Below are 21,410 nucleotides of genomic sequence, written 5' to 3' on the forward strand. Positions count from 1 at the left end.
TCAAGGCGCTGCGCCGGGTCAGCTTGTGCCCCTGGCGCATCGGCGCCATCACCGCCGCCGCCCTCGTCCTGCTCCACCACATGCACGACCGCACTACGTGATCAACCGGCCGGCGGACCCGCTACTGGGAAAGGCTCAGTGTCAACCTCACATGGAGTGGAGAGGCGATATGACCAAGGATGGTCGCCAGGGGCAACATTGTCGGCGACCCAGAGGCCGCCCGAGTTTTCTGCTGCGTATGCAGCAGTCAGTGCGCTAGGTGCGAAATTCACGTCCGGGCATACTCGACGTCCGCAGTTTGTGTCGCTGGCGGATGCGGCAGGAGTTGCCAGTGAGGCTGCTATGCAAGCTGCAATCAAACATATAACCACTCGCGAGATTGACGATCTCATTCGAAAGATAGTCCGCTCATTAGCCAAGTGTCTCGACCCTCATCCCATACCACTGTGGCGCTTCCACTTAGGTTGCGGTATGCCTCGGAGGAGAGTTCGCTGTTCACTTCTCCTGCCGAGTCGATGACTCGTAGTGGGTCTTGATCGACCCTGATGGCCATTTCGGCTCGGGTGTCGGAGATCAACGGCTGCGTCGCCTCCGTTATGACGATCTCACCACCGCCGTACCTAAGCCCTGCCGAATGATCTGCCTCCGTGTTGCTGGCGATCCGGTCGCACTCCTGGCACCCGCTGCTGAACTCGCGGAGGGGGGCGGCGTCCATCACCGTCGACGTCCGGTTGATGAGCGCGATGTAGTACCGCACGAAGGCTTGCGCCCCGGCGGCGTCCTGGGTGCGCGCCTCGTCGGGCATGGGCAGGTCCGCGGGCCCGAGCGGCTCGAGCGCTGCCTCGGTTTCCGGCGCGGAGGGGCTCACCTCGGGCAGCGTCCCGCTGGCCGGCTGCCCGCCCGAGCAGCCGCCGAGCAGTGCCGAGCCCACCAGCAGGCAGGCGGCCACCCGCCGCGTGCCGCGCAGAGTCACGTCGTCCCACCCCCGTGCCGCCCACCTGGTCGCCGGGAGACTACGGAGAGTCGGCGCTCCGAGCACGGACCCCTGTGGACAGGTCACCCGATCGCATGGGCGGCGGGCCCCGCGTCAGATCCGGAGGTGCGGGAGCGGCGGTCGGACCTCGCTGCCGTCGGGCCGCCGGGTGTGCCAGGTGCTGGTGCGCGGGTCGCGGCTGACGCTGAAGCCGCCCTCGTGGCAGGCGGTGTGGTGCCGTTCGCAGAGCAGGGCGCCGTTGTCGCAGGAGGTCGGCCCGCCGAACGCCCAGTGGATGACGTGGTGCACGTCGCACCACTCGGGTGGGGCGTCGCAGCCGGCGAAGACGCAGTGCCCGTCGCGCAGTTCGACGGCGCGGCGGATGGCGGCGGTGGCGGTGCGCTGGGCGCGGCCGACGTCGAGGGGCAGCCCGTCGGGGCCGGTGATGATGCGGACGACCTGTGCGTCGCAGGCCAGCCGGCGGGCCGTCTCGGGGTTGATCGGACCGGCCCAGCCGAGCTCGCCGCCGGCCACGCCGGGGGTGCCGCGGGCCGCGCACAGGGCCTGCCAGTCGATGGTGACGCGCACGTGCGCTCGTTCGCCGCGCACCGCGGGCAGCGCGCCGCCGTCGAGCGCACCGCGAGCGAGGGCGACCAGGGCGTCGGCCTGCCGCTCGGCGTGCCCGCGCAGGTCTCCGGCCGGGCGGTCGCCGTTCATGAGGGCGGTCAGCGCGGTGCGCACGACCTCCCCGCCGACCGCGTCGAGCTCACCGCGCAGGTGGACCCGCCCGTCGGTGCCGGCGGCGAGGGAGAGCCGGCGGCGGGTGTCGGCGGCGTCGTCGAGGGTGCCGTCGGGGTCGACGCCGGCCACCCAGCGGGCCACGCCCTGGGCCGTCTCGCCGGGACCCGTCCGGCGGGCGAGCTCGGCCAGGATGCGGTCGGTGACGGTGTGGTCGATGCCGGCCTCGGCCGCCTTGGCGACCCGGCGCGGGGTCATGGCCTTGGTGATCACCCGGGCGTGCGCGGCGGTGATCTCGCCGGCGGCGAAGGCGGCCGCGGTGGCGGGCATGCCGGCCAGGCGCCGGCCGGTGGAGACGATCGCGGCGGCGTCGGAGGGCGCCAGCCGGCACTGCCCGCGCAGCCAGGCCCGCATCGACACCGCGCCGTCGCGGCGGTGGGCCTCGCGGCGGTCGGCCGCGCGCACCGCGGTGGTGAGGGCGGCGGCGACCCGGTTGGCCGCGGTCACCAGCTCGCCGACCAGCTCCAGCAGCGGCCCGTCGGCCAGCTCGTCGAGGTCGAGGCCGGTCAGCTCATCGAGGGCGGAACCCAGCTCGGACATCCCGCCTCCCTCCTCCGGACTGCCACCGGTCGACCTGCCGACACGCCCACGGTAGGGGAGGGGTACGACAGAAACGCGCAGGTCAGAAGCGTGATCGGGGACCGGGGGACCGGGGGACCGGGGGACCGGGGGGCCGGGGGACCGGGGACCGGGGCCGCGGCGTCCGGGGCGGGAGGCGCCTCGCGGGAACTGCGCACCCGTCCACCTCTCGACGGGGCCGGAGGCCTGGCGGAGCGCGCACCGCAGCCGGCCCCGCGGCGCCGGGTCCCGCAGCCCGGCAGGACCGGCAGCCGGGGCCCAGCCGCTCAGGTCGCGCCCCAGCGCGGCCCCAGCGCGGCGCAAGCGCGCCCCGCGAACCTCCTCCCGACGGAACGGACCCCACGGGGCGGACACGGGAGAAGGACATGGACTCGGGCAACTGGTACGTGCGGCGGGGCCGGATCGGCCGCAGGACCTACTGGCTGCACTACGTGCTGCCGATCGCCGCGGCGTCGCTCGTCGCCGCGGTGCTGGACTTCCAGCTCGGGCTGGCGTGGTACACGACGAGCTACACCTCCGACGGCTCGTCGTTCGACTTCTCGGCCACCAGCAGCGGCGGCCCGATCCTGCTGGCGACGAACCTGCTGCTGCTCGCGCCCTCGTGGAGCGCCACCGTCACCCGGCTGCACGACCGCGGGCACTCGGCCTGGTGGCTGCTGTGGGGGCTCGTCCCGATCGTCGGCCCGCTCGTCCTCCTGATCACGGTCGGCTTCCTGGAGGGCGAGCAGGGGATCAACGTCTACGGTCGGCCACCGTGGCTCCGGGACGTCCCGGCGGCGCGGCCGCACCCGCAACCGGTCCTCCGCTGACGCAAGCGCGTCAGGCGCCCAGCCGGTCGGCCAGCTCCTCGAAGGAGGGGACCGACAGGTCGGCGTCCGGGTCCTCGGCGGGCGGCACCGGCCGCCCGCCGAACTCGTCGGGCCGGTGCACGTAGGCGGTGCGCAGCCCGCGGGCGCGCGCGGCGGCGAGGTCGTCGCCGTGCGCGGCCACCATCAGGACGGCGGACGGCGGCACCGCCAGCAGCCGCGGCACCGAGTCGTAGACCGCCGGGTCGGGTTTGTACCGCCCGGCGATCTCCGCGCCGAGCACGAGGTCCCACGGCAGGCCCGCCCGGCGGGCCAGGTCGACCAGCAGCGCCACGTTGCCGTTGGACAGCGGCGCCAGCACGAACCGGCGGCGCAGCCGCGCGAGCCCGGGGAGGACGTCGGGCCAGGGGTCGAGCCGGTGCCAGGCCAGCACCAGCTCCTCGCGGACGGCCGGCGGGGTGCCGGCCGACCCGGCGGCGGTGAGGACGGCGTCCAGGGACTCGCGGTGCAGGACGTCGAGCGGGGCGAACGGCCGCCGTCCGGACCGCACCTCCTCCAGGGAAGGCTGGTAGCGCCCGCGCCAGTCGTCGGCCAGGGCGAACGGGTCGACGGCGTCCCCCAGCAGCCGCGCGGCCTCCCGCGCGACCCCGCCGCGCCAGTCGACCACCGTGCCGAACACGTCGAAGACCAGCGCCCGGACCTCCACCGCTACAGCCCCAGCGCCGCCGACATCTCGGCCCGCAGCTGGTCCAGCTCGTCGGCGCCGCGGCCGCGCGCGGCGAGGACGCCGGCGTCGTCGTGCACGGGCACCACCGTCTCCAGGTAGGCCTTGAGCTTCGGCTCGGTGCCGCTGGGCCGCACCACGACCCGCACGCCGTCCCCGAGCAGCCGGACGGCGTCCACCGGCGGGTCCTCGTCGCGCAGGTCGGCCGCGGCCACCTCCCGGCCGAGCAGGCGGGACGGCGGCGCGGCCCGCAGCCGCTCCATCGCCGCGGAGATCAGCGAGAGGTCCTCCACCCGCACCGACAGCTGCCCGGTGGCGAACAGCCCGTGCTCCACCGCCAGCTCGTCGAGCCGGTCGAGCAAGGTGCGCCCGGTCGCCCGCAGCTCGGCGGCCAGCAGGACGAGCGCCAGCGCGGCGGAGATGCCGTCCTTGTCCCGGACCACCTCCGGGGCGACGGCGTACCCCAGCGCCTCCTCGTAGCCGAACACCAGCGGCTGCTCCGGCACCCCGGCGCGGATGATCCACTTGAACCCGGTCGGGGTCTCGGCGAACCGCACCCCGTGGGCGCCGGCGAGGGCGTGCAGCAGCGAACCGCTGACCAGGGACGCCGCGTAGGTGCCGCGCACGCCGCGGCGCAGCAGCCAGTCGGCCAGCAGGGCGCCCACCTCGTCGCCGGTCAGCCGCCGGCCCTCGCACACCACCGCGCAGCGGTCGGCGTCCGGGTCCTGGGCGATGGCGACGTCGGCGCCGACCCGCTCGGCGAGCGCGGTCAGCAGGTCGACCGCGCCGGGCTCCTCCGGGTTGGGGAACGCGACGGTCGGGAAGGCCGGGTCGGGTCCGTCCTGCTGCTCGACCGGGGAGGGCGCGGCGAACCCGGCTGCGGCGAGCACCGCGCGGGTGGTGTCGGCGCCCACGCCGTGCATCGCGGTGTAGGCCACGGTCAGCGCGGCGCGGTCGGCGGCCGGCACCCGGCCCGGGTCGAGGGCCCGCACCACCGCGGCCACGTAGTCGTCGCGGACGTCGTCCCCGAGGGTGCCCCAGTCGTCGGAGAGCGGGACCTCCCGCGCCGGGCCGACCGCGGCGATCGCGGCCTCGATCTTCCGGTCGGCCGGGGGCACCAGCTGTGCGCCGTCGGCCAGGTAGACCTTGTAGCCGTTGTCCTCGGGCGGGTTGTGGCTGGCGGTGACCATCACGCCGGCCGCGCAGCCCAGGTGCCGCACCGCGAAGGCCAGCACCGGCGTGGGCAGCGGCCGGGGGAGCACCTGCACCGCGAACCCGGCGCCGGCCAGCACGGCCGCCGACACGTGCGCGAACTCGTCCGAGCGGCGCCGGGCGTCGTAGCCGATCACCACGCCGCCCCCGGCGTGCCCGGCCCGGGCCAGCCACGCGGCCAGGCCGGCGGCGGCCCGGGTGACGACGGCGGCGTTCATCCCGGCCGGCCCGGCGCGCAGCGGCCCGCGCAGCCCGGCGGTGCCGAACGTCAGCGGGCCGGCGAACCGGCGCGCGAGCTCGTCGAGGTCCTCGGACCCGATCAGCGCCTCGATCTCGGCCCGGTCGCCGGGATGGGGGTCGGCGTCGGCCCAGTCGCGGGCACGGGCCAGCAGACTCACGAGAAGTGCTCCGCGTCGAACTCCGGCAGCGTGTACTGCCCGCCGACCAGCCGGTGCACCGGGTCGGCGGGATCGGGCGCGCCGTGCGCCTCGACGAGCGCCTCGGCGAAGACCTCCGCGTCGTCGGCCGGTTCGTAGCCCAGCGCGCGGGCGGCGGTGAGGTCCCACCAGTTGCGGGTGTTGGCCGACACGCCCCACACGACCGCGAAGCCGGGGGACGGCGCCCGCAGCGCCGCGTCGACCAGTCCGACCTGGTCGCCCGGGGAGAGCCAGGTGGCCAGCATCCGCACCGTCGTCGGCTCGGGGAAGGCGCTGCCGATCCGCAGGCAGACGACGTCCATCCCGTACCGGTCGGCGTACAGCGAGCCGAGCGCCTCCATCGCCACCTTCGACACCCCGTAGTAGGTGTCGGGCCGCGGCGGGGCGTCGACCTCGCGCAGCAGCCCGCCGTCCGGGCGCGGGGTGTAGCCGGTCGCGTGGTTGCTCGACGCGAGCACCACCCGCTCGACGCCCGCCCGCCGGGCGGCCTCCAGGGCGCAGTAGGTGCCCTCGATGTTCGCGTGCGAGATCACCGGCCACGTGCTCTCGCCGGAGACGCCGGCCAGGTGGACGACCGCCGAGGCGCCCGCGACGGCGTCGAGCACGGCGGCCAGGTCGGTGACGTCGGCGACGACCTCCTCCTCACCGGGCCGGACGTCGGTCAGCGGGGCCACGTCGAGGCTGCGCAGCGCCCAGCCGCGCTCGGGCAGCCCGCCGCGCAGGACCGTGCCGATCCGCCCTCCGGCGCCGGTCAGCAGGACCGGCCCGCTCACGGCAGCCGCCCGATCACGCGCACCAGGTACTCGCCCAGCCGGCCGGCCGCGGCCTTCCCGGCCGCCAGCACCTCCGCGTGGTCCAGCGCCTCCCCGGTGATCCCGGCGGCGGCGTTGGTGACCATGGACAGCGCCAGCACCTCGCACCCGGCGGCCCGGGCGGCGATCGCCTCCAGCGCCGTGGACATGCCGACCAGGTCCGCGCCGAGCGCCCGCAGCATCCGGATCTCGGCCGGCGTCTCGTAGTGCGGGCCGGGCAACGCGGCGTACACGCCCTCGGTCAGCGACGGGTCGAGCTCCCGGGCCAGGTCGCGCAGCCGGGCCGAGTAGAGGTCGGTGAGGTCGACGAACGTGGCGCCGACCAGGGGCGACCGGGCGGTCAGGTTGAGGTGGTCGCTCACCAGCACGGCCTGCCCGACGCGGTGCTCGGCGGCCAGCCCGCCGGCGGCGTTGGTGAGGACGACGGTGCGCACGCCCGCCGCGGCCGCCGTCCGCACGCCGTGCACGACGGCCGCCACGCCGTGCCCCTCGTAGAGGTGGGTGCGGCCGAGGAAGAGCAGCACCCGGCGCTCGCCCACCCGCACCGAGCGGATCTCCCCGCCGTGCCCCACCGCGGTCGGAGCGGCGAAACCGGGCAGGTCGCCGATCGCGACGGTGGCCGCGGGCTCGCCGAAGGCGTCGGCCGCCGGGGCCCACCCGGAGCCCATGACGACGGCGACGTCGTGCCCGTCACCGAGGGCGGTCGTGAGGTCCTCGGCCGCGCGGGCGGCGAGGGCGGCGGGGTCGGCGGGGAGGGACTCGTCCACGCCCGGACGCTAACGCAGCACCGGCCGGGCGCATCCCGGGCCGGCGCCGTCACCGCTGGTGTGAGGCAGTGCCTCACACCAGCGGCCGGACAGGTCATGGACGCCGCCGGCCGCCGGGTCGAGGCTCGGCGCACCGGATGCCGACGAGGAGGTCGCCATGACGCTCGCACCCGAACGCCCCGACAGCACCCCGATGCCCACCCCCGTCGAGTCGCCGGGCGCGGTGCACGCCCGGTTCGGCACGACCTTCGCCGACGGCTCGGAGCTGGTGCACGCCGGCGACGTGCCGTGGACGCCGTGGGGGATGCCGGGCACCCACTTCAAGCTGCTGCACGTCGACGACGACAGCTCGCTCATGGTCTTCCTGCTGCGGGTCGAGCCCGGCACCGTGGCGGCGTTGCACAAGCACTACGGCGCCGCGCACGCCTTCACGCTGCAGGGCTGGTGGGGCTACGACGACCGCTACGTCGGCGAGGGCGAGTACATCAAGGAGGCCGGCGGGATCACGCACATGCCCGTGGTCAGCCCGGAGGGCACCACGATGCTGGCCTTCGGCTACGGCCCGATCGCCGGCGTCGACGAGGACGGCACCGTGCTCGGCGTCATCGACATCGACTGGATGTACGAGGCGGCGAAGGCCAACGGCGCGGCCGACCACATCAGGCGCACGGGCGCGGCGGCGGGCTGATCGCCGTCCCCGCCCCCGGGGGCGCCCGCAGCTCGCGCACCGCCCCGAGCAGGCAGTCCACGAGCGGGTTCCGGTGGGGGTGCGGGACGACGAGGGCCACCGCCGTGGGCTCGACGTCGACGATCGGCGTGAACACCAGGTCGGCGCGCGGGTACACGTGCCGGACCGACTCCGCGGTGATGGCGACGACGTCGGAGACCGCGACCGCCTCGAGCATCTCCTCGATGCCGTGCACCGTCGGGCCGAACCGGGCGCGCGAGCCGTCGGGGCCCGGGTCCACCGACCACCAGCGCACCCACTCGGGCGGTGCCGCGTCGGTCCACGGCTGGACCACCCCGGCCAGGTCGGCGATGCGCAGCGACGCGCGCCCGGCCAGCGGGTGCCCGGCGCGCACGACCGCGACCCGGGGCTCGGCCAACACCGGCTCGACGAGCACGCCGTCCGCGGCCGGCAGGGGTGGGCGGGCGAAGGCCGCGTCCACCCGGCCGCTGACCACCGCCGCCACCTGGTCGCCCCAGCCGAGGGCGACCAGCTCGACCGATGTACCCGGGGCCCGCTCCGCCAGCCGGTCGAGGATCGGCCGGGTGAGCGGGCCGGCGACCCCGGTGAGGAACCCCACGCGCAGCACCGCCCGCCGGGCGCGGCGGTGCCGCCGGGTGACGGCGAGGGCGCGGTCCTGCACGGCCAGCAGCTCGCGGGCCAGCGGCAGGAACTCCTCGCCGGCCGCGGTGAGCCGGGCGCCGCGGTGGTCCCGCTCGAAGAGCACGCAGCCCAGCTGCTGCTCGAACCGGCGGATCTGCTGCGACAGCGACGGGGTGGCCACGTGCAGGGCGGCGGCCGCGCGCCCGTAGGTGCCCGCGTCGGCGATCGCCACGACGTAGCGCACCAGCCGCAGGTCGACGTCCACCCGGCCAGCATGCGGCGCGCGGCCCCGCCCGGGAAAGGTTCTCCCCGGGGCCCGGGACACGACCCGGCGGTCCCGGGCCGCCGAACCTAGACTCGTGGGGTGCAGATCCCCTTCCACTCCTCCGAACGCGCCAGCCTCGGCGTCGAGTGGGAGCTGCAGCTCGTCGACCGGGAGACCCGGGAGCTGACCGCCGGAGCGGTGGAGATCCTCCGCGAGATGACGCCGGAGGGGGCCGCGGAGCACCCCAAGGCCAAGCACGAGCTGCTGCAGTCGACCGTCGAGATCATCACCGGCATCTGCACCACCGTGGCCGAGGCCAAGGCCGACCTCGCGGGCACCCTCGCCGAGGTGTGCGCGGCGGCCGAGGCCCGCGGCCTCGGCGTGATGTGCGCCGGCACCCACCCCCTCACCGACTGGCAGACCCAGCAGATCTCGCCCAAGGAGCGGTACCTGCAGCTGGTGGAGAAGATGCAGTGGCTCGCGCGGCGGCTGCAGATCTTCGGGGTGCACGTGCACGTCGGCGTCCGGGCGCCGGAGAAGGCGATCCCGATCGTCAACGCGCTCACCCAGTTCGTGCCGCACTTCCTCGCCCTCTCGGCGTCCTCCCCGTACTGGGTGGGTGCCGACACCGGCCTGGCCAGCGCCCGGTCCAAGGTCTTCGAGGGGATGCCGACCGCCGGGCTGCCCTACCAGCTCTCCGGCTGGGACCGCTTCGAGAAGTACATGGACACCCTGATCAGCACGCACACCATCGAGAGCGTGCGCGAGGTGTGGTGGGACATCCGCCCGCACCCGGACTTCGGCACCGTGGAGCTGCGCATCTGCGACGGGCTGCCGACCCTCGACGAGGTCGGTGCGGTCGCGGCGCTCTCCCAGTGCCTGGTCGAGCAGTTCGACACCCAGCTCGACCGCGGCTACACCCTGCCGACGCCGGCCGACTGGGTGCTGCGCGAGAACAAGTGGCGGGCGGCCCGCTACGGCCTGGACGCCGACATCGTCGTCGACGAGAAGGGCACCGTCCGCCCGGTCCGGCAGGCGATCTCCGACCTGGTCGAGGACCTCGCCCCCACCGCCCGCCGGCTGGGCTGCTCGGCCGAGCTGGCCGACGTGGAGCGCATCCTGGCCGTCGGCGCCTCCTACCAGCGGCAGCGGGCGGCGGCGGCCGCGGCCGGCGGCGACCTGCACGCCGTCGTGGACAGCCTGCTGGCGGAGCTGCGGGGCGGCCTGCCGTCGGGGCCGGTCGCCGTCCCGTCCGGCCCGGTCAGCGGCACGGCCGGCTGCGCCGAGGGGCGAACGGCATGAGCGCCGGGGGGCGAACGGCATGACGGCCGGGGGGCAATGGGCATGACACCGGTCGTCGACAAGCTCGGCGCCGCGGTCGACGAGTGGGTCGGGGAACGGCACGCGAAGCTGGTCACCGTCCGGCGGCACCTGCACGCGCACCCCGAGCTGGCCTTCGCGGAGTTCGAGACCACGTCCTTCCTCGAGCAGAAGCTGCGCGACGCCGGGCTCGCCCCGCGCCGGCTGCCCACCGGGACCGGCCTGGTGGTGGAGGTGGGGGACGGCGACCCGGTCGTCGTGCTCCGCGCCGACATCGACGCGCTGCCCCTGGCCGATCTCAAGGACGTCCCGTACGCCTCGACCCGCGAGGGCATGTGCCACGCCTGCGGGCACGACGTGCACACCACCGTCGTCCTCGGGGCGCTCCTGGCCCTCGCCGCGCTGGACGACCTGCCGGGAACGGTGCGCTGCGTGTTCCAGCCGGCGGAGGAGACGGTGCCCGGCGGGGCGACCGAGGTGGTGGCCGCCGGCGTGCTCGACGGCGCCTCCCGCGCGTTCGCGCTGCACTGCGACCCGTCGATCCCGGTCGGCACCGTGGGGCTGCGGACCGGTGCGATCACCGCCGCCTGCGACCGGATGGACGTCGTCCTCACCGGGCCCGGGGGGCACACCGCCCGACCGCAGCTCACCGTCGACCTCGTCGACGCCCTGGGGCGGCTGATCACCGACCTGCCGGCCCTGCTCTCCCGCCAGGTCGACCCGCGGGCGGGGATGTCCCTCGTGTGGGGGGCGGTCAGCGCCGGGGTGGCGGCCAACGCCATCCCGCAGCGCGGCCAGCTCCGCGGCACCGTCCGCGTGCTGGACCGCAGCACCTGGCAGGACGCCGAGACGCTGCTGCGCGGTCTGGTCGAGCGGGTGGCGGCCACCACCGGCGCCCGGTGCGAGGTCGACTACGTGCGCGGCGTCCCCCCGGTGGTCAACGACCCGCGGTCGGTGGCGCTCATGCGGGCGGCCGCGCTGGAGACCGTCGGCAGCGAGTCGGTGCGGCTGTCCCCGCAGAGCATGGGCGGTGAGGACTTCGGCTGGTTCGCCGACGTCATGCCGATCTCCCTGGCCCGGCTGGGCACCAACGGCAAGGGCGCCCCGCTGGACCTGCACCGCGGCACCTTCGACGTCGACGAGCAGGCCATCTCCGTCGGCGTCCGGCTGCTGGCCCGGACCGCGCTGCACGCCCTCGCCGCCGACGCCGGTTCCCCGCCGCCCGGCCCCTCGCCGCACCCCGGGCGCACCGGGCGCCCCGGGCGGCGGTAGACACTCCGGGAAGACACCGCTGCCTCGCCCCGGGAGCCAACGATGACGAGCCCGCCCGAGACGGCCGGTCCCGGCGACGCCGAGGTGCCGGCCGAGCACGAGATCCCCGACGAGCTGCGGCTGGCCGACGGGTTCCCGGCCGCCACCCGCGACCGGTGGCGGGAGCTGGTGGCCGGCGTGCTGCGCAAGGCGGGTCGCGACGAGCTGCCCGACCCGGTGGAGGACGCGCTGCGGCGCACCGTGGCCACCGGTGTGAGCGTGGGCCCGCTCTACACCGCCGAGGACGCCGGTGACCTGCCGACCGCCGCCGGCGTGCCGGGCCTGGCGCCCTTCGTCCGCGGTGCCCGCCCGGGCACGGCGGACGGCGGCGTGCCCGCCGGCTGGGACGTCCGGCAGCGGCACGCCCACCCGGACGTGGCGGTCACGCGGGAGGCGGTGCACGCCGACCTGGAGAACGGCGTCACCTCGCTGTGGCTGGTGCTGGGCGAGGGCGCCGTCCCGGTCGGGGCGCTGCGGGACGTGCTCGACGGGGTGTACCTCGACCTGGCCCCCGTCGGCGTCTCCGGCGGGGTGCCGGCGGCCGAGGCGCTGCTGGCCCTGGTCGAGGGGCGCACCGACCTGGCGCCGGGCGGCTCGCTGGGGCTGGACCCGCTGGGCGAGCGGGCCGCGTCGGGCCAGGAGCGGGACCTCACCGGCCTGGCCGGCCTCGCCCGCCGCGCTCCCGCGGGCTGGCGGACCGTCGTCGTCGACGCGACCGTGTACGCCGACGCCGGGGCCTCGGCGGTGGAGGAGCTGGGCTGCTCGCTGGCCGCGGGCGTGGCCTACCTGCGGGCGCTGACCGACGGCGGCCTGGGCGTGGACGAGGCCTTCGCCGCGCTGGAGTTCCGGTACGCGGCCACCGCCGACCAGTTCACCACGATCGCCGCGCTGCGCGCCGCCCGCCGGCTGTGGGACCGGGTGGGGGAGGCCAGCGGCGCCTCCCCGCAGGCGCGGGCGCAGCGGCAGCACGCGGTCACCTCCTCGGTGATGACCACCCGGCGCGACCCGTGGGTGAACATGCTGCGCACGACGGTGGCCTGCTTCGCCGCCGGGGTGGGGGGTGCCGGCGTGGTCACCGTGCAGCCCTTCGACGCCGCGCTCGGCCTGCCCGACGCCTTCTCCCGCCGGATCGCCCGCAACACGCAGAGCCTGCTGGTGGAGGAGGGCTCGCTGGCCCGGGTGCTCGACCCGGCCGGGGGCTCCTGGTACGTCGAGCGGCTCACCGAGGACCTCGCCCGGGCCGCGTGGGCGTGGTTCACCGAGATCGAGCGGGCCGGCGGGCTGGCCGCGGCGCTGGGCTCCGGGCTGGTGGGCGACCGGATCGCCGCGGCCTGGGCGGCGCGGGCGAGCCGGCTGGCCCGGCGCGCCGACGCGATCACCGGGGTCAGCGAGTTCCCGAACCTCGCCGAGACGCTGCCGCAGCGCACGCCGGCGGCCGACCTGCGCCCCTCCGGGGGGCTGCCGCGGGTGCGCGCCGCGCAGGCCTTCGAGGAGCTGCGCGACGCCGCCGATTCCGCCGCGTCGGCGGGCACGCGGCCCGCGGTCTACCTGGCGACCCTCGGGCCCGCAGCCAGGCACACCGCCCGGGCCACGTTCGCGGCGAACCTGTTCCAGGCCGGCGGCCTGGCCACCCCGGCCGGCGACGGGGCGGGCGGGCTGGCCGGGGCCGGGACGGCGGTGGCCTGCATCTGCGGCACCGACGCCGACTACGCCGAGTCCGCCGCCGGGCTGGCCGGCCAGCTGCGGGCCGCCGGCGCGACCTCGGTCTGGCTGGCCGGCAGGCCCGGCCTCGCCGTCGACGGCGTCGACGGGTACGCCTACGCCGGGTGCGACGCCCTGGACGTGCTCCGCACCGTGCACGAGCAGCTGGGAGTGAGCCGATGAGCAGCATCCCCGACTTCGGGAACCTCGAGCTGGGCCGGCCGTCTGCCGGGGCGGCGGGCGAGGACTGGGCGAAGGCGTTCGAGGCGGCGACCGGCCGGAGCGCGGCCGAGGCGGCCTGGGAGACCCCCGAGGGCATCGTCGTCCCGCCGCTGTTCACCCCCGCCGACCTCGACGGGCTGGACTTCCTCGGCACCTACCCGGGCCTCGCGCCGTTCCTGCGCGGGCCCTACCCGACGATGTACACGACCCAGCCGTGGACGGTCCGGCAGTACGCCGGGTTCTCCACCGCCGCTGCGTCCAACGCCTTCTACCGGCGCAACCTGGCCGCCGGGCAGAAGGGCCTGTCGATCGCCTTCGACCTGCCCACCCACCGCGGGTACGACTCCGACCACCCGCGCGTGGTGGGCGACGTCGGCATGGCCGGCGTGGCGATCGACTCGATCCTGGACATGCGCCAGCTCTTCGACGGCATCCCGCTGGACCGGATGACCGTGTCGATGACCATGAACGGCGCCGTCCTGCCGGTGATGGCGCTCTACGTGCTGGCCGCCGAGGAGCAGGGCGTCGCGCCCGAGCAGCTGGCCGGGACCATCCAGAACGACATCCTCAAGGAGTTCATGGTCCGCAACACCTACATCTACCCGCCGAAGCCGTCGATGCAGATCGTCAGCGACATCTTCGCGTTCACCTCGCAGCGGATGCCGCGGTTCAACTCGATCTCCATCTCCGGCTACCACATCCAGGAGGCCGGGGCGACCGCCGACCTGGAGCTGGCCTACACGCTGGCCGACGGGGTGGAGTACGTGCGCGCGGGCAAGGCCGCCGGGCTGGACGTCGACGCGTTCGCCCCGCGGCTGAGCTTCTTCTGGGCCATCGGCATGAACTTCTTCATGGAGGTCGCCAAGCTGCGCGCCGCCCGCCTGCTGTGGGCCCGGCTCATGCGGGAGGCCGGCGCCATCGACCCGAAGTCGATGTCGCTGCGCACCCACTCGCAGACCTCCGGCTGGTCGCTCACGGCGCAGGACGTCTACAACAACGTCGTCCGCACCTGCCTGGAGGCGATGGCCGCCACCCAGGGGCACACCCAGTCGCTGCACACCAACGCCCTCGACGAGGCGCTCGCGCTGCCCACCGACTTCTCCGCGCGGATCGCCCGCAACACCCAGCTGCTGCTGCAGCAGGAGTCGGGCACCACGCGGGTCATCGACCCGTGGGGCGGGTCGGCCTACGTGGAGAAGCTGACCTACGACCTGGCCCGCCGGGCGTGGGCGCACATCGAGGAGGTCGCCGAGCACGGCGGCATGGCCCAGGCGATCGACGACGGCATCCCCAAGCTGCGCATCGAGGAGGCCGCCGCCCGCACCCAGGCCCGCATCGACTCCGGCCGCCAGCCGGTGATCGGGGTCAACAAGTACCGGGTGGACGCCGACGAGGCCATCGAGGTGCTCCGCGTCGACAACGCCCAGGTGCTCGCCGAGCAGCGGGCCAAGCTGGAGCAGCTGCGCGCCGCCCGGGACGGCGCGGCCGTCCGCGAGGCCCTGGACCGGCTCACCGACGCCGCGCGGGCCGCCGCCGAGGGGCGCCGCGGCAACGACCTGGAGGCCAACCTGCTGAAGCTGGCCGTCGACGCCGCCCGGGCCCAGGCCACCGTCGGGGAGATCTCCGACGCGCTGGAGGCCGTCTACGGGCGGCACGCCGGCCAGGTGCGCACCATCTCCGGGGTGTACCGCGACGAGGCCGGCGGCGCGGGACCGGTCGAGGAGACCCGCCGCCTGGCCGAGGCGTTCGAGGAGGCCGAGGGACGGCGCCCCCGCATCCTGGTGGCCAAGATGGGCCAGGACGGCCACGACCGCGGCCAGAAGGTCATCGCCACCGCCTTCGCCGACCTCGGCTTCGACGTCGACGTCGGCCCGCTGTTCCAGACCCCGGAGGAGGTCGCCCGGCAGGCGGTCGAGGCCGACGTGCATGTCGTCGGCGTCTCCTCGCTGGCCGCCGGCCACCTCACCCTGGTGCCGGCGCTCAAGCAGGCGCTGGCCGGCTCCGGCGCCGACGACGTGCTCGTCGTGGTCGGCGGCGTCATCCCGCCCGACGACGTCCCCACGCTGCGCGAGATGGGCGCGGCCGCGGTCTTCCCGCCCGGCACCGTCATCGCCGAGGCCGCCCAGGAGCTGCTGCGCACCCTGTCGTCCGGCCTCGGCCACGCGTGAGCCGTCCCGTCGACCTCCCGGCGCTGGCCGAGGGGGTGGTGGCCGGCGAGCGGCGCGCGGTCTCGCGCGCCATCACGCTGGTCGAGTCCCGGCGCGCCGACCACCGGGAGCGGGCGCAGGAGCTGCTCGTCGAGCTGCTGCCGCACACCGGGGGAGCGCGCCGGGTCGGCATCAGCGGCGTCCCCGGCGTCGGCAAGTCGACGTTCATCGACACGCTCGGGGTCACCCTCACCGGGCAGGGGCACCGGGTCGCGGTGCTCGCCGTCGACCCGTCGTCGGCCCGCTCCGGCGGGTCCATCCTCGGGGACAAGACCCGCATGAGCCGCCTGGCGGTCGACCCCGCGGCCTTCATCCGGCCCGCCCCGACCGCGGGCACCCTCGGCGGCGTGGCCCAGGCGACGCGGGAGTCGATGGTGGTGGTCGAGGCCGCCGGCCACGACGTCGTCCTGGTGGAGACCGTCGGCGTCGGGCAGTCGGAGACCGCCGTCGCCGAGATGGTCGACTCCTTCCTGTTCCTCACGCTGGCCCGCACCGGTGACCAGCTGCAGGGCATCAAGCGGGGCATCCTCGAGCTGGCCGACGTCATCGCGGTGAACAAGGCCGACGGTCCGGCCGCGACCGACGCCCGCAAGGCCGCCCGCGAGCTGGCCGGCGCCATCCGGATGCTGCGCGGCCACGACGAGAACTGGGACGTGCCGGTGCTGACCTGCTCCGGGCTCTCCGGCGCGGGGCTCGACGAGGTGTGGGCGAAGCTCGTCGAGCACCAGGAGCGGTCCCGGGCCTCCGGGGCGTTCGCGGAGCGGCGGCGGGCCCAGCAGGTGCGCTGGACCTGGCAGCTGGTCCGCGACGGCCTCGAGCACCGGCTGCGGTCGCACCCCGGCGTCCGGTCGGCCGCGCCGGAGCTGGAGAAGGCGGTGCTGGCCGGGGAGCTCACCCCCGCGCTGGCGGCCCGGCAGCTGCTGGAGACCTTCCTCGCCGCGCCGGAGGGCCCGCCTCTGCCGCGATCTTGAAGTCCGGGAGGCGACGCACCGGTCCGGCCCGGGGTGTCGCCTCCCGGACTCCATGATCGCCGCGGCGTCCGCAGGACCAGGGGCGGCGCCACCGCCGCCGGGGGACCCTGGTCGCGCCGGACCAACAGCCCTGGCCTGGGCTCCTGCCGGTCGGTGACCATGGCGGCACGGGCGGACACGGGGCACCCCGCGGCCGGCGCCCGTGGGGGAGATGGCCGCCATGCCGGCTCGCGCGCGCACCCGGCCGTTCCTGCTCGTCGCCGTCCTCGCGGCCGCCCTCCTGGCCGCGCCGCCCGCGCGGGCCGTGGTGTGCACGGAGACCGACCCGATCGCCCGGCTCTACTGCGAACTCGGGGGGACGGCGTCGATCCTGGGGACGCCCGTGGGCACCCCGTACGCCGTGGCCGGTGGGCGGGCCCAGGAGTACACCGCCGGCACCGTCTACTGGTCGGCGGCGACCGGGGCGCACGAGGTCCACGGCTGGGTCCGGGACACCTACCGCCGGCTCGGGGGGCCGACGGGCTTCCTGGGCTTCCCGGTCACCGACGAGCAGGCGGCGGCGGACGGGGTCGGGGCGTTCAGCCACTTCCAGGGCGGGTCGGTCTACTCGACGCCGGGCACCGGGGCGCACGAGGTGCACGGCTGGATCCGGGACCGGTGGACCGGGCTGGGCGGGGCGCGCGGGTTCCTGGGGTACCCGCTGACCGACGAGCGGCCGACCGCCGACCTGATCGGTGCCTACAGCCACTTCCAGGGCGGCTCGGTGTACTCCTCGCCGGGCACCGGGGCGCACGAGATGCACGGCGCGATCCGCGAGCGCTGGGCCGCGCAGGGCTGGGAGGGCGGCCCGCTCGGGTACCCGATCACCGACGAGTACCCGGTCACCGGCGGCCGGCAGAGCGACTTCCAGTACGGCTTCCTCCGCTGGACCGCGGCCACCGGTGCCGTGCGCACCGCGCTGCTCGCGCCCTACGAGCACGCGGGCACCTGGGTCACCCGGTTCCGGTTCAGCCGCGAGTACGGCGGGGCCACCCCGGCCGTCCCGCCGTCCGCGGTCGACGCCATGGCCGACGCCGGGGTGCGCACGCTCTACCTGCAGGCGGCCGCCGACGACCCCGCCCACCCGGAACTGCTCAGCCCGGACCTGCTCGGGCAGTTCCTCACCCGGGCGCACGCCCGCGGTCTCCGGGTCGTCGCCTGGTACCTGCCGCACTTCACCGACGTCGCCGCGGACCTGCGCCGGCTGCGGGCGATGGCCGACTTCCGGGCGTCCGGGCAAGCCTTCGACGCCATCGCCGTCGACATCGAGGACCGGACCGTGGCCGACGTCCCCACCCGCAACGCCCGGCTGGTGGACCTCTCCGCGCGGCTGGCCGCGGCCCTGCCCGACGTGACGCTCGGCGCCATCGTGCTGCCCCCGGTGGTCACCGACGTGCTCAGCCCCGCCTACTGGCCGGACTTCCCGTGGCGGCAGATCAGCGGGTACTACCAGGTCTGGCTGCCGATGGCCTACTGGACCAACCGCACCGCCGAGTCGGGGTGGCGCGACCCGTACCGGTACACCGCCGAGAACGTCGCCCGCGTGCGGGCCAACCTGGGCGAACCCTGCGCGGCCGTGGCGGTGATCGGGGGCTACGGGAGCACGGTGAGCGCCGCGGACCACCAGCAGATGGCCCGGGCCGCCGCGGACCTGGGCGCCATCGGCGTCTCCGTCTTCGACTGGACGACGACGCCCGCGGCCTCGTGGCCTCCGCTGCGCGGCTACGACGTCCGCGGCTGCTGATCGCACCGGCCCGGACCGGCCGCGATCCGGGCCGGCCGCGATCACGAAGTCCGGGAACCGCCACGCCGGTCGCGCCCGGTGTGTGGCATCCCGGACCTGGTGATCGTCGCGGCGTCCACAGGCCCAGGCCGGGTCCACAGGTCGCTCGCCGGGCCGCCGGTGCACCGGCCCGGCTCCGAGGCTGCCCGCCGTGGACTTCGCGTTCTACCGCCTCGTCGCCGCCCAGGGCGGGGTCTTCTCGACCGCGCAGGCGCTCGACCACTGCGGTGACACCGAGGTCCGTCGGCTCGTGAGGTCCGGCCGGTGGCGCCGGAGCCGGTGGCGCGGCGTCCTGGTGGACGGCGAGCTGCCCGACTCGCCGGCGCTGACGGTCCGGGCAGCGGCGCTGGCGGTCGGTGGCGACCTGGTCGCCTGCCACTCGACGGCGGCGTCCGTCCGGGGCTTCGACGTGCTCGGGAACCCGACGCTGCACTTCCTCGGGCCGGCGGCGCTCGTCAACCGGCGGCTGCCCGGGATCCAGGTGCACCCCTCCTCGCTCGGTACGGACGACGCCGTCCTCGTCGACGGGGTCTGGTGCACGCCGGCGGCCCGGACCGCGTGCGACGTCGTCCGCCTGACCCCGCCGATCGACGGGCTGGCCACCCTGGACGCCGCCCTCCGGTCGGGGACCTGCACGAAGGACCAGCTCACCGCGGCAGCGCAGGCGCAGGGCGGGCTCCGGCAGGTGGTCCGGCTTCGTGGTCTGGTGCCGTACGCGGACCCGCGGGTCGACTCCCCGATGGAGTCGCGCATGCGGTGGCGGTTCCTCGACGCCCGGCTGCCGCCGCCGGACCTGCAGGTGGCGGTCCCGGTGGGTGGCCGCAGCCGGTACCTGGACGTCGGCTGGGAACGAGAGCAGGTGGGCGCCGAGTTCGACGGCCAGGAGGCGCACATGACGCCGGAGCAGCTCCGGGACGACCGGCGCCGGCACAACTGGCTGACCGAGCACGGGTGGACGCTGCTGCACTTCACCGGTTACGACGTCTACCGCGCGCACCGGGAGATGGTGGCGGTCACCGCCCGGGCTCTGGGTCTGCCGCCCGGCTCGTGGCGATCATGAAGTCCGGGAACCGACACGCCGCTCCTGCCCGGTGTGTCGCTTCCCGGACTTCATGATGGCGGAGACGAGGCTGTGAGGTGGCGGAGGGGGTCAGGGGCCGGTCGAGCGGCACTCCCGGGTCCGCAGCTCCTCCAGGTAGTCGTCCGGGGCACCGGCGGACTCCGCGGCGTCGGCCAGCGCCCCCAGGTAGCGGGCCGAGGGCAGCCCGCCCTCGAAGGCGTCGAGCGCGTAGACGTACGCCACCAGGTCGCCGCCGAGGGTGTGCACCCGCAGGTGCAGCTTCCGGTACAGGCCCAGGTCGGCGCCCTCCCAGGCGTCGAGGGCCCGCTCGTCGGCCTCGGTCAGGTCGTAGAGCGCGACGAACACGCCGGGGACCTCGACGTCGTGCGGCGGCCGGTCGTCGGGGACCAGGGTGGCCAGGGCCCCCTCCCAGCCGTACTCCTCGGCGCCGAACGTCAGCCGCCACCCGCGGATCCAGCCGGTGCCGGTGTGCGGCGAGGCCGGGCAGCGCCGGCGCATCTGCGCGGGGTCCATGTTCGACCCGTAGGCGGCGTAGAGGCCCATCGCCGCCGAGCCTACGGGCGTGTGTCCGGGGGAACCCCGCCGGTGGCCGACGTCCGCCGCGCCGTGCGGGGAGAATGGGCGGCGCACCCGTACCCGCAGCAGCGCAAAGGACCCCCATGACCCGCATCGTGATCATCGGCGGCGGCCCCGCCGGCTACGAGGCCGCCCTGGTGGCCGCATCGCTCGGTGCGCAGGTCACCGTCGTCGAGCGGGACGGCCTCGGTGGCGCCAGCGTGCTCACCGACTGCGTGCCCTCCAAGACCTTCATCGCCTCCGCCGGCGCCATGACCGCCGTCCGCGACTCGACGTCCCTCGGCGTGCAGGGCGCGGAGCCGGCCACCGTCGGCCTGGACCTCGCCGCGGTCAACTCGCGGGTCAAGGGCCTGGCCGTCGCCCAGTCCGCCGACATCAAGGCGCGGCTGGTCGCCGAGGGCGTGCGGGTGGTCGCCGGGCAGGGCCGGCTGGCCGACGACGTCCGGGGCCTGGTGGAGCACCGCGTCGAGGTCGTCGACCGGGACGGCGCGGTGACCGGGACGCTGACCACGGACGTCGTCCTCGTCGCGACGGGGGCCGACCCGCGGGTGCTCCCCGGCGCCGAGCCCGACCACGAGCGGATCCTGGACTGGCGCGACGTCTACGACCTCGACGAGATGCCCGAGCACCTGGTGGTCGTCGGCTCGGGTGTCACGGGCGCCGAGTTCGCCTCCGGGTACCTGGAGGCCGGCGTGCCCGTCACGCTCGTCTCCTCCCGCGACCGCGTCCTGCCCGGGGAGGACTCCGACGCCGCCGAGGTGCTCGAGCAGGTGTTCCAGTCCCGCGGCGGGCGGATCGCCGAGCGCGGCCGCGCGGCCGCGGTCCGGCGCACGGAGAAGGGCGTCGTCGTCGAGCTCACCGACGGGCGCACCGTGGAGGGCTCGCACGCGCTCATGACCGTCGGCACGGTGCCGAACACCGCGGGGCTGAACCTGGAGCGCTGCGGGGTCGAGCTCACCGAAAGCGGCCACGTGGTCGTCGACCGCGTCTCCCGGACGACGGTGCCCGGCGTCTACGCCGCCGGGGACGTCACCGGGGTCTTCCAGCTCGCCTCGGTCGCCGCGATGCAGGGCCGGATCGCCATGTGGCACGCGCTGGGCGAGGCCGTCCAGCCGATCCGCCTCAAGACCGTGGCGGCCAACGTCTTCACCCACCCGGAGATCGCCACCGTCGGGGTCCAGGAGAAGTCGCTGCCCGAGGACATGCCGATCGACGTCGTCCAGCTGCCGCTGGCCACCAACGCGCGGGCCAAGATGAGCGACCTGCGGGACGGCTTCGTCAAGCTCTTCGCCCGCCAGGCCACCGGGGTGGTCGTCGGAGGGGTCGTGGTCGCCCCGGGCGCCTCGGAGCTGGTCCTGCCGATCGCGCTGGCGGTCACCAAGGGGCTGACGGTGACCGACCTGGCGCACACCTTCGCGATCTACCCCTCGCTGTCGGGGTCGATCACCGAGGCCGGCCGGCGGCTGATGGGGGCCGACGCCCTCGCCTGAAGAGGA

Annotated in this window: 18 protein-coding genes and 1 pseudogene; 11 read left to right on the plus strand and 8 right to left on the minus strand. The window is 75.7% G+C overall.

Annotation, left to right across the window (positions count from 1 at the left end):
- Positions 1 to 101 (plus strand): annotated as a pseudogene (locus D0Z06_RS08560) (IS5/IS1182 family transposase); the annotation flags it as partial.
- A 287-nt stretch (positions 102 to 388) separates the two neighbouring features.
- On the opposite strand, the gene D0Z06_RS08565 reads toward D0Z06_RS08560, so the two are convergent.
- The gene (locus tag D0Z06_RS08565) at positions 389 to 973 is read right to left on the minus strand and encodes a DUF6318 family protein (protein WP_117376964.1); all 585 of its coding nucleotides are present in this window, start codon (positions 971 to 973) and stop codon (positions 389 to 391) included.
- 114 nt (positions 974 to 1,087) lie between these two features.
- On the minus strand, positions 1,088 to 2,311 hold the full coding sequence (locus D0Z06_RS08570) for an HNH endonuclease signature motif containing protein (protein ID WP_117376965.1): 1,224 nt from the start codon (positions 2,309 to 2,311) through the stop codon (positions 1,088 to 1,090).
- Positions 2,312 to 2,715: 404 nt separating this feature from the next.
- Here D0Z06_RS08570 and D0Z06_RS08575 point away from each other — a divergent pair, with 404 nt between their 5' ends.
- Positions 2,716 to 3,159, plus strand: a complete 444-nt coding sequence (locus D0Z06_RS08575) for a DUF805 domain-containing protein (protein WP_117376966.1) — start codon at positions 2,716 to 2,718, stop codon at positions 3,157 to 3,159.
- Positions 3,160 to 3,169: 10 nt separating this feature from the next.
- On the opposite strand, the gene D0Z06_RS08580 is transcribed toward D0Z06_RS08575, so the two are convergent.
- The 4 genes from D0Z06_RS08580 to D0Z06_RS08595 are packed head-to-tail and all read right to left on the minus strand — an operon-like array spanning position 3,170 to position 7,108.
- Positions 3,170 to 3,862, minus strand: a complete 693-nt coding sequence (locus D0Z06_RS08580) for a haloacid dehalogenase type II (protein ID WP_117376967.1) — start codon at positions 3,860 to 3,862, stop codon at positions 3,170 to 3,172.
- A gap of 2 nt (positions 3,863 to 3,864) precedes the next feature.
- A complete protein-coding gene (locus D0Z06_RS08585) occupies positions 3,865 to 5,490 on the minus strand; it encodes a phospho-sugar mutase (protein WP_117376968.1) in 1,626 nt (541 codons plus the stop codon).
- Positions 5,487 to 6,302: an NAD-dependent epimerase/dehydratase family protein gene (locus tag D0Z06_RS08590; RefSeq protein WP_117376969.1), complete on the minus strand. Its 816-nt coding sequence runs from the start codon at positions 6,300 to 6,302 to the stop codon at positions 5,487 to 5,489. Before D0Z06_RS08590 ends, D0Z06_RS08585 begins: the two co-directional genes overlap by 4 nt.
- Positions 6,299 to 7,108, minus strand: a complete 810-nt coding sequence (locus D0Z06_RS08595; RefSeq protein ID WP_117376970.1) for a purine-nucleoside phosphorylase — start codon at positions 7,106 to 7,108, stop codon at positions 6,299 to 6,301. Before D0Z06_RS08595 ends, D0Z06_RS08590 begins: the two co-directional genes overlap by 4 nt.
- 157 nt (positions 7,109 to 7,265) lie before the next feature.
- Here D0Z06_RS08595 and D0Z06_RS08600 point away from each other — a divergent pair, with 157 nt between their 5' ends.
- Entirely contained in the window at positions 7,266 to 7,796 is a 531-nt protein-coding gene (locus D0Z06_RS08600; RefSeq protein WP_117376971.1) for a 2,4'-dihydroxyacetophenone dioxygenase family protein, read from the plus strand.
- Here D0Z06_RS08600 and D0Z06_RS08605 read toward each other — a convergent pair.
- Complete coding sequence (locus D0Z06_RS08605) at positions 7,768 to 8,703, minus strand: LysR family transcriptional regulator (protein WP_158579919.1); 936 nt, start codon at positions 8,701 to 8,703, stop codon at positions 7,768 to 7,770. The genes D0Z06_RS08600 and D0Z06_RS08605 overlap by 29 nt on opposite strands.
- Before the next feature lie 99 nt (positions 8,704 to 8,802).
- Between D0Z06_RS08605 and D0Z06_RS08610 the strand changes: the two genes are divergently transcribed.
- The 7 genes from D0Z06_RS08610 to D0Z06_RS08640 all read left to right on the plus strand — a co-directional run bounded on the left by D0Z06_RS08610 (position 8,803) and on the right by D0Z06_RS08640 (position 19,317).
- The gene (locus tag D0Z06_RS08610; protein ID WP_117376972.1) at positions 8,803 to 10,005 is read left to right on the plus strand and encodes a glutamate--cysteine ligase; all 1,203 of its coding nucleotides are present in this window, start codon (positions 8,803 to 8,805) and stop codon (positions 10,003 to 10,005) included.
- 42 nt (positions 10,006 to 10,047) lie between these two features.
- Positions 10,048 to 11,295: an amidohydrolase gene (locus tag D0Z06_RS08615; RefSeq protein ID WP_117377140.1), complete on the plus strand. Its 1,248-nt coding sequence runs from the start codon at positions 10,048 to 10,050 to the stop codon at positions 11,293 to 11,295.
- Between the two features lie 42 nt (positions 11,296 to 11,337).
- Positions 11,338 to 13,218, plus strand: coding sequence for a methylmalonyl-CoA mutase family protein (locus tag D0Z06_RS08620; protein WP_117376973.1), 1,881 nt, complete (start codon positions 11,338 to 11,340; stop codon positions 13,216 to 13,218).
- The gene (scpA, locus tag D0Z06_RS08625) at positions 13,215 to 15,425 is read left to right on the plus strand and encodes a methylmalonyl-CoA mutase (protein ID WP_117376974.1); all 2,211 of its coding nucleotides are present in this window, start codon (positions 13,215 to 13,217) and stop codon (positions 15,423 to 15,425) included. The genes D0Z06_RS08620 and scpA overlap by 4 nt, the downstream gene beginning before the upstream one ends.
- Positions 15,422 to 16,435: a methylmalonyl Co-A mutase-associated GTPase MeaB gene (meaB, locus tag D0Z06_RS08630; protein WP_117376975.1), complete on the plus strand. Its 1,014-nt coding sequence runs from the start codon at positions 15,422 to 15,424 to the stop codon at positions 16,433 to 16,435. Before scpA ends, meaB begins: the two co-directional genes overlap by 4 nt.
- Before the next feature lie 220 nt (positions 16,436 to 16,655).
- Positions 16,656 to 18,218: an LGFP repeat-containing protein gene (locus D0Z06_RS08635; RefSeq protein ID WP_158579920.1), complete on the plus strand. Its 1,563-nt coding sequence runs from the start codon at positions 16,656 to 16,658 to the stop codon at positions 18,216 to 18,218.
- 190 nt (positions 18,219 to 18,408) lie between these two features.
- Positions 18,409 to 19,317: an endonuclease domain-containing protein gene (locus D0Z06_RS08640; RefSeq protein ID WP_117376977.1), complete on the plus strand. Its 909-nt coding sequence runs from the start codon at positions 18,409 to 18,411 to the stop codon at positions 19,315 to 19,317.
- 90 nt (positions 19,318 to 19,407) lie between these two features.
- Here the strand turns inward: D0Z06_RS08640 and D0Z06_RS08645 are convergent, their stop codons facing one another.
- Positions 19,408 to 19,881: a gamma-glutamylcyclotransferase gene (locus tag D0Z06_RS08645; protein WP_117376978.1), complete on the minus strand. Its 474-nt coding sequence runs from the start codon at positions 19,879 to 19,881 to the stop codon at positions 19,408 to 19,410.
- A 116-nt stretch (positions 19,882 to 19,997) separates the two neighbouring features.
- Here D0Z06_RS08645 and D0Z06_RS08650 point away from each other — a divergent pair, with 116 nt between their 5' ends.
- Positions 19,998 to 21,404, plus strand: a complete 1,407-nt coding sequence (locus tag D0Z06_RS08650; protein WP_117376979.1) for an NAD(P)H-quinone dehydrogenase — start codon at positions 19,998 to 20,000, stop codon at positions 21,402 to 21,404.
- The last annotated feature ends 6 nt before the right edge of the window (positions 21,405 to 21,410 follow it).

Source organism: Geodermatophilus marinus, from assembly GCF_003428645.1.
Taxonomy (GTDB): domain Bacteria; phylum Actinomycetota; class Actinomycetes; order Mycobacteriales; family Geodermatophilaceae; genus Geodermatophilus.

Excerpts from the sequence above, each read along its gene's own strand:
- D0Z06_RS08570 (WP_117376965.1), bottom strand. The coding sequence starts at position 2,311 with ATGTCCGAGCTGGGTTCCGCCCTCGATGAGCTGACCGGCCTCGACCTC.
- D0Z06_RS08575 (WP_117376966.1), top strand. The coding sequence starts at position 2,716 with ATGGACTCGGGCAACTGGTACGTGCGGCGGGGCCGGATCGGCCGCAGG.
- D0Z06_RS08600 (WP_117376971.1), top strand. The coding sequence starts at position 7,266 with ATGACGCTCGCACCCGAACGCCCCGACAGCACCCCGATGCCCACCCCC.
- D0Z06_RS08615 (WP_117377140.1), top strand. The coding sequence starts at position 10,048 with ATGACACCGGTCGTCGACAAGCTCGGCGCCGCGGTCGACGAGTGGGTC.
- D0Z06_RS08620 (WP_117376973.1), top strand. The coding sequence starts at position 11,338 with ATGACGAGCCCGCCCGAGACGGCCGGTCCCGGCGACGCCGAGGTGCCG.
- scpA (WP_117376974.1), top strand. The coding sequence starts at position 13,215 with ATGAGCAGCATCCCCGACTTCGGGAACCTCGAGCTGGGCCGGCCGTCT.
- D0Z06_RS08635 (WP_158579920.1), top strand. The coding sequence starts at position 16,656 with ATGCCGGCTCGCGCGCGCACCCGGCCGTTCCTGCTCGTCGCCGTCCTC.
- D0Z06_RS08645 (WP_117376978.1), bottom strand. The coding sequence starts at position 19,881 with ATGGGCCTCTACGCCGCCTACGGGTCGAACATGGACCCCGCGCAGATG.
- D0Z06_RS08650 (WP_117376979.1), top strand. The coding sequence starts at position 19,998 with ATGACCCGCATCGTGATCATCGGCGGCGGCCCCGCCGGCTACGAGGCC.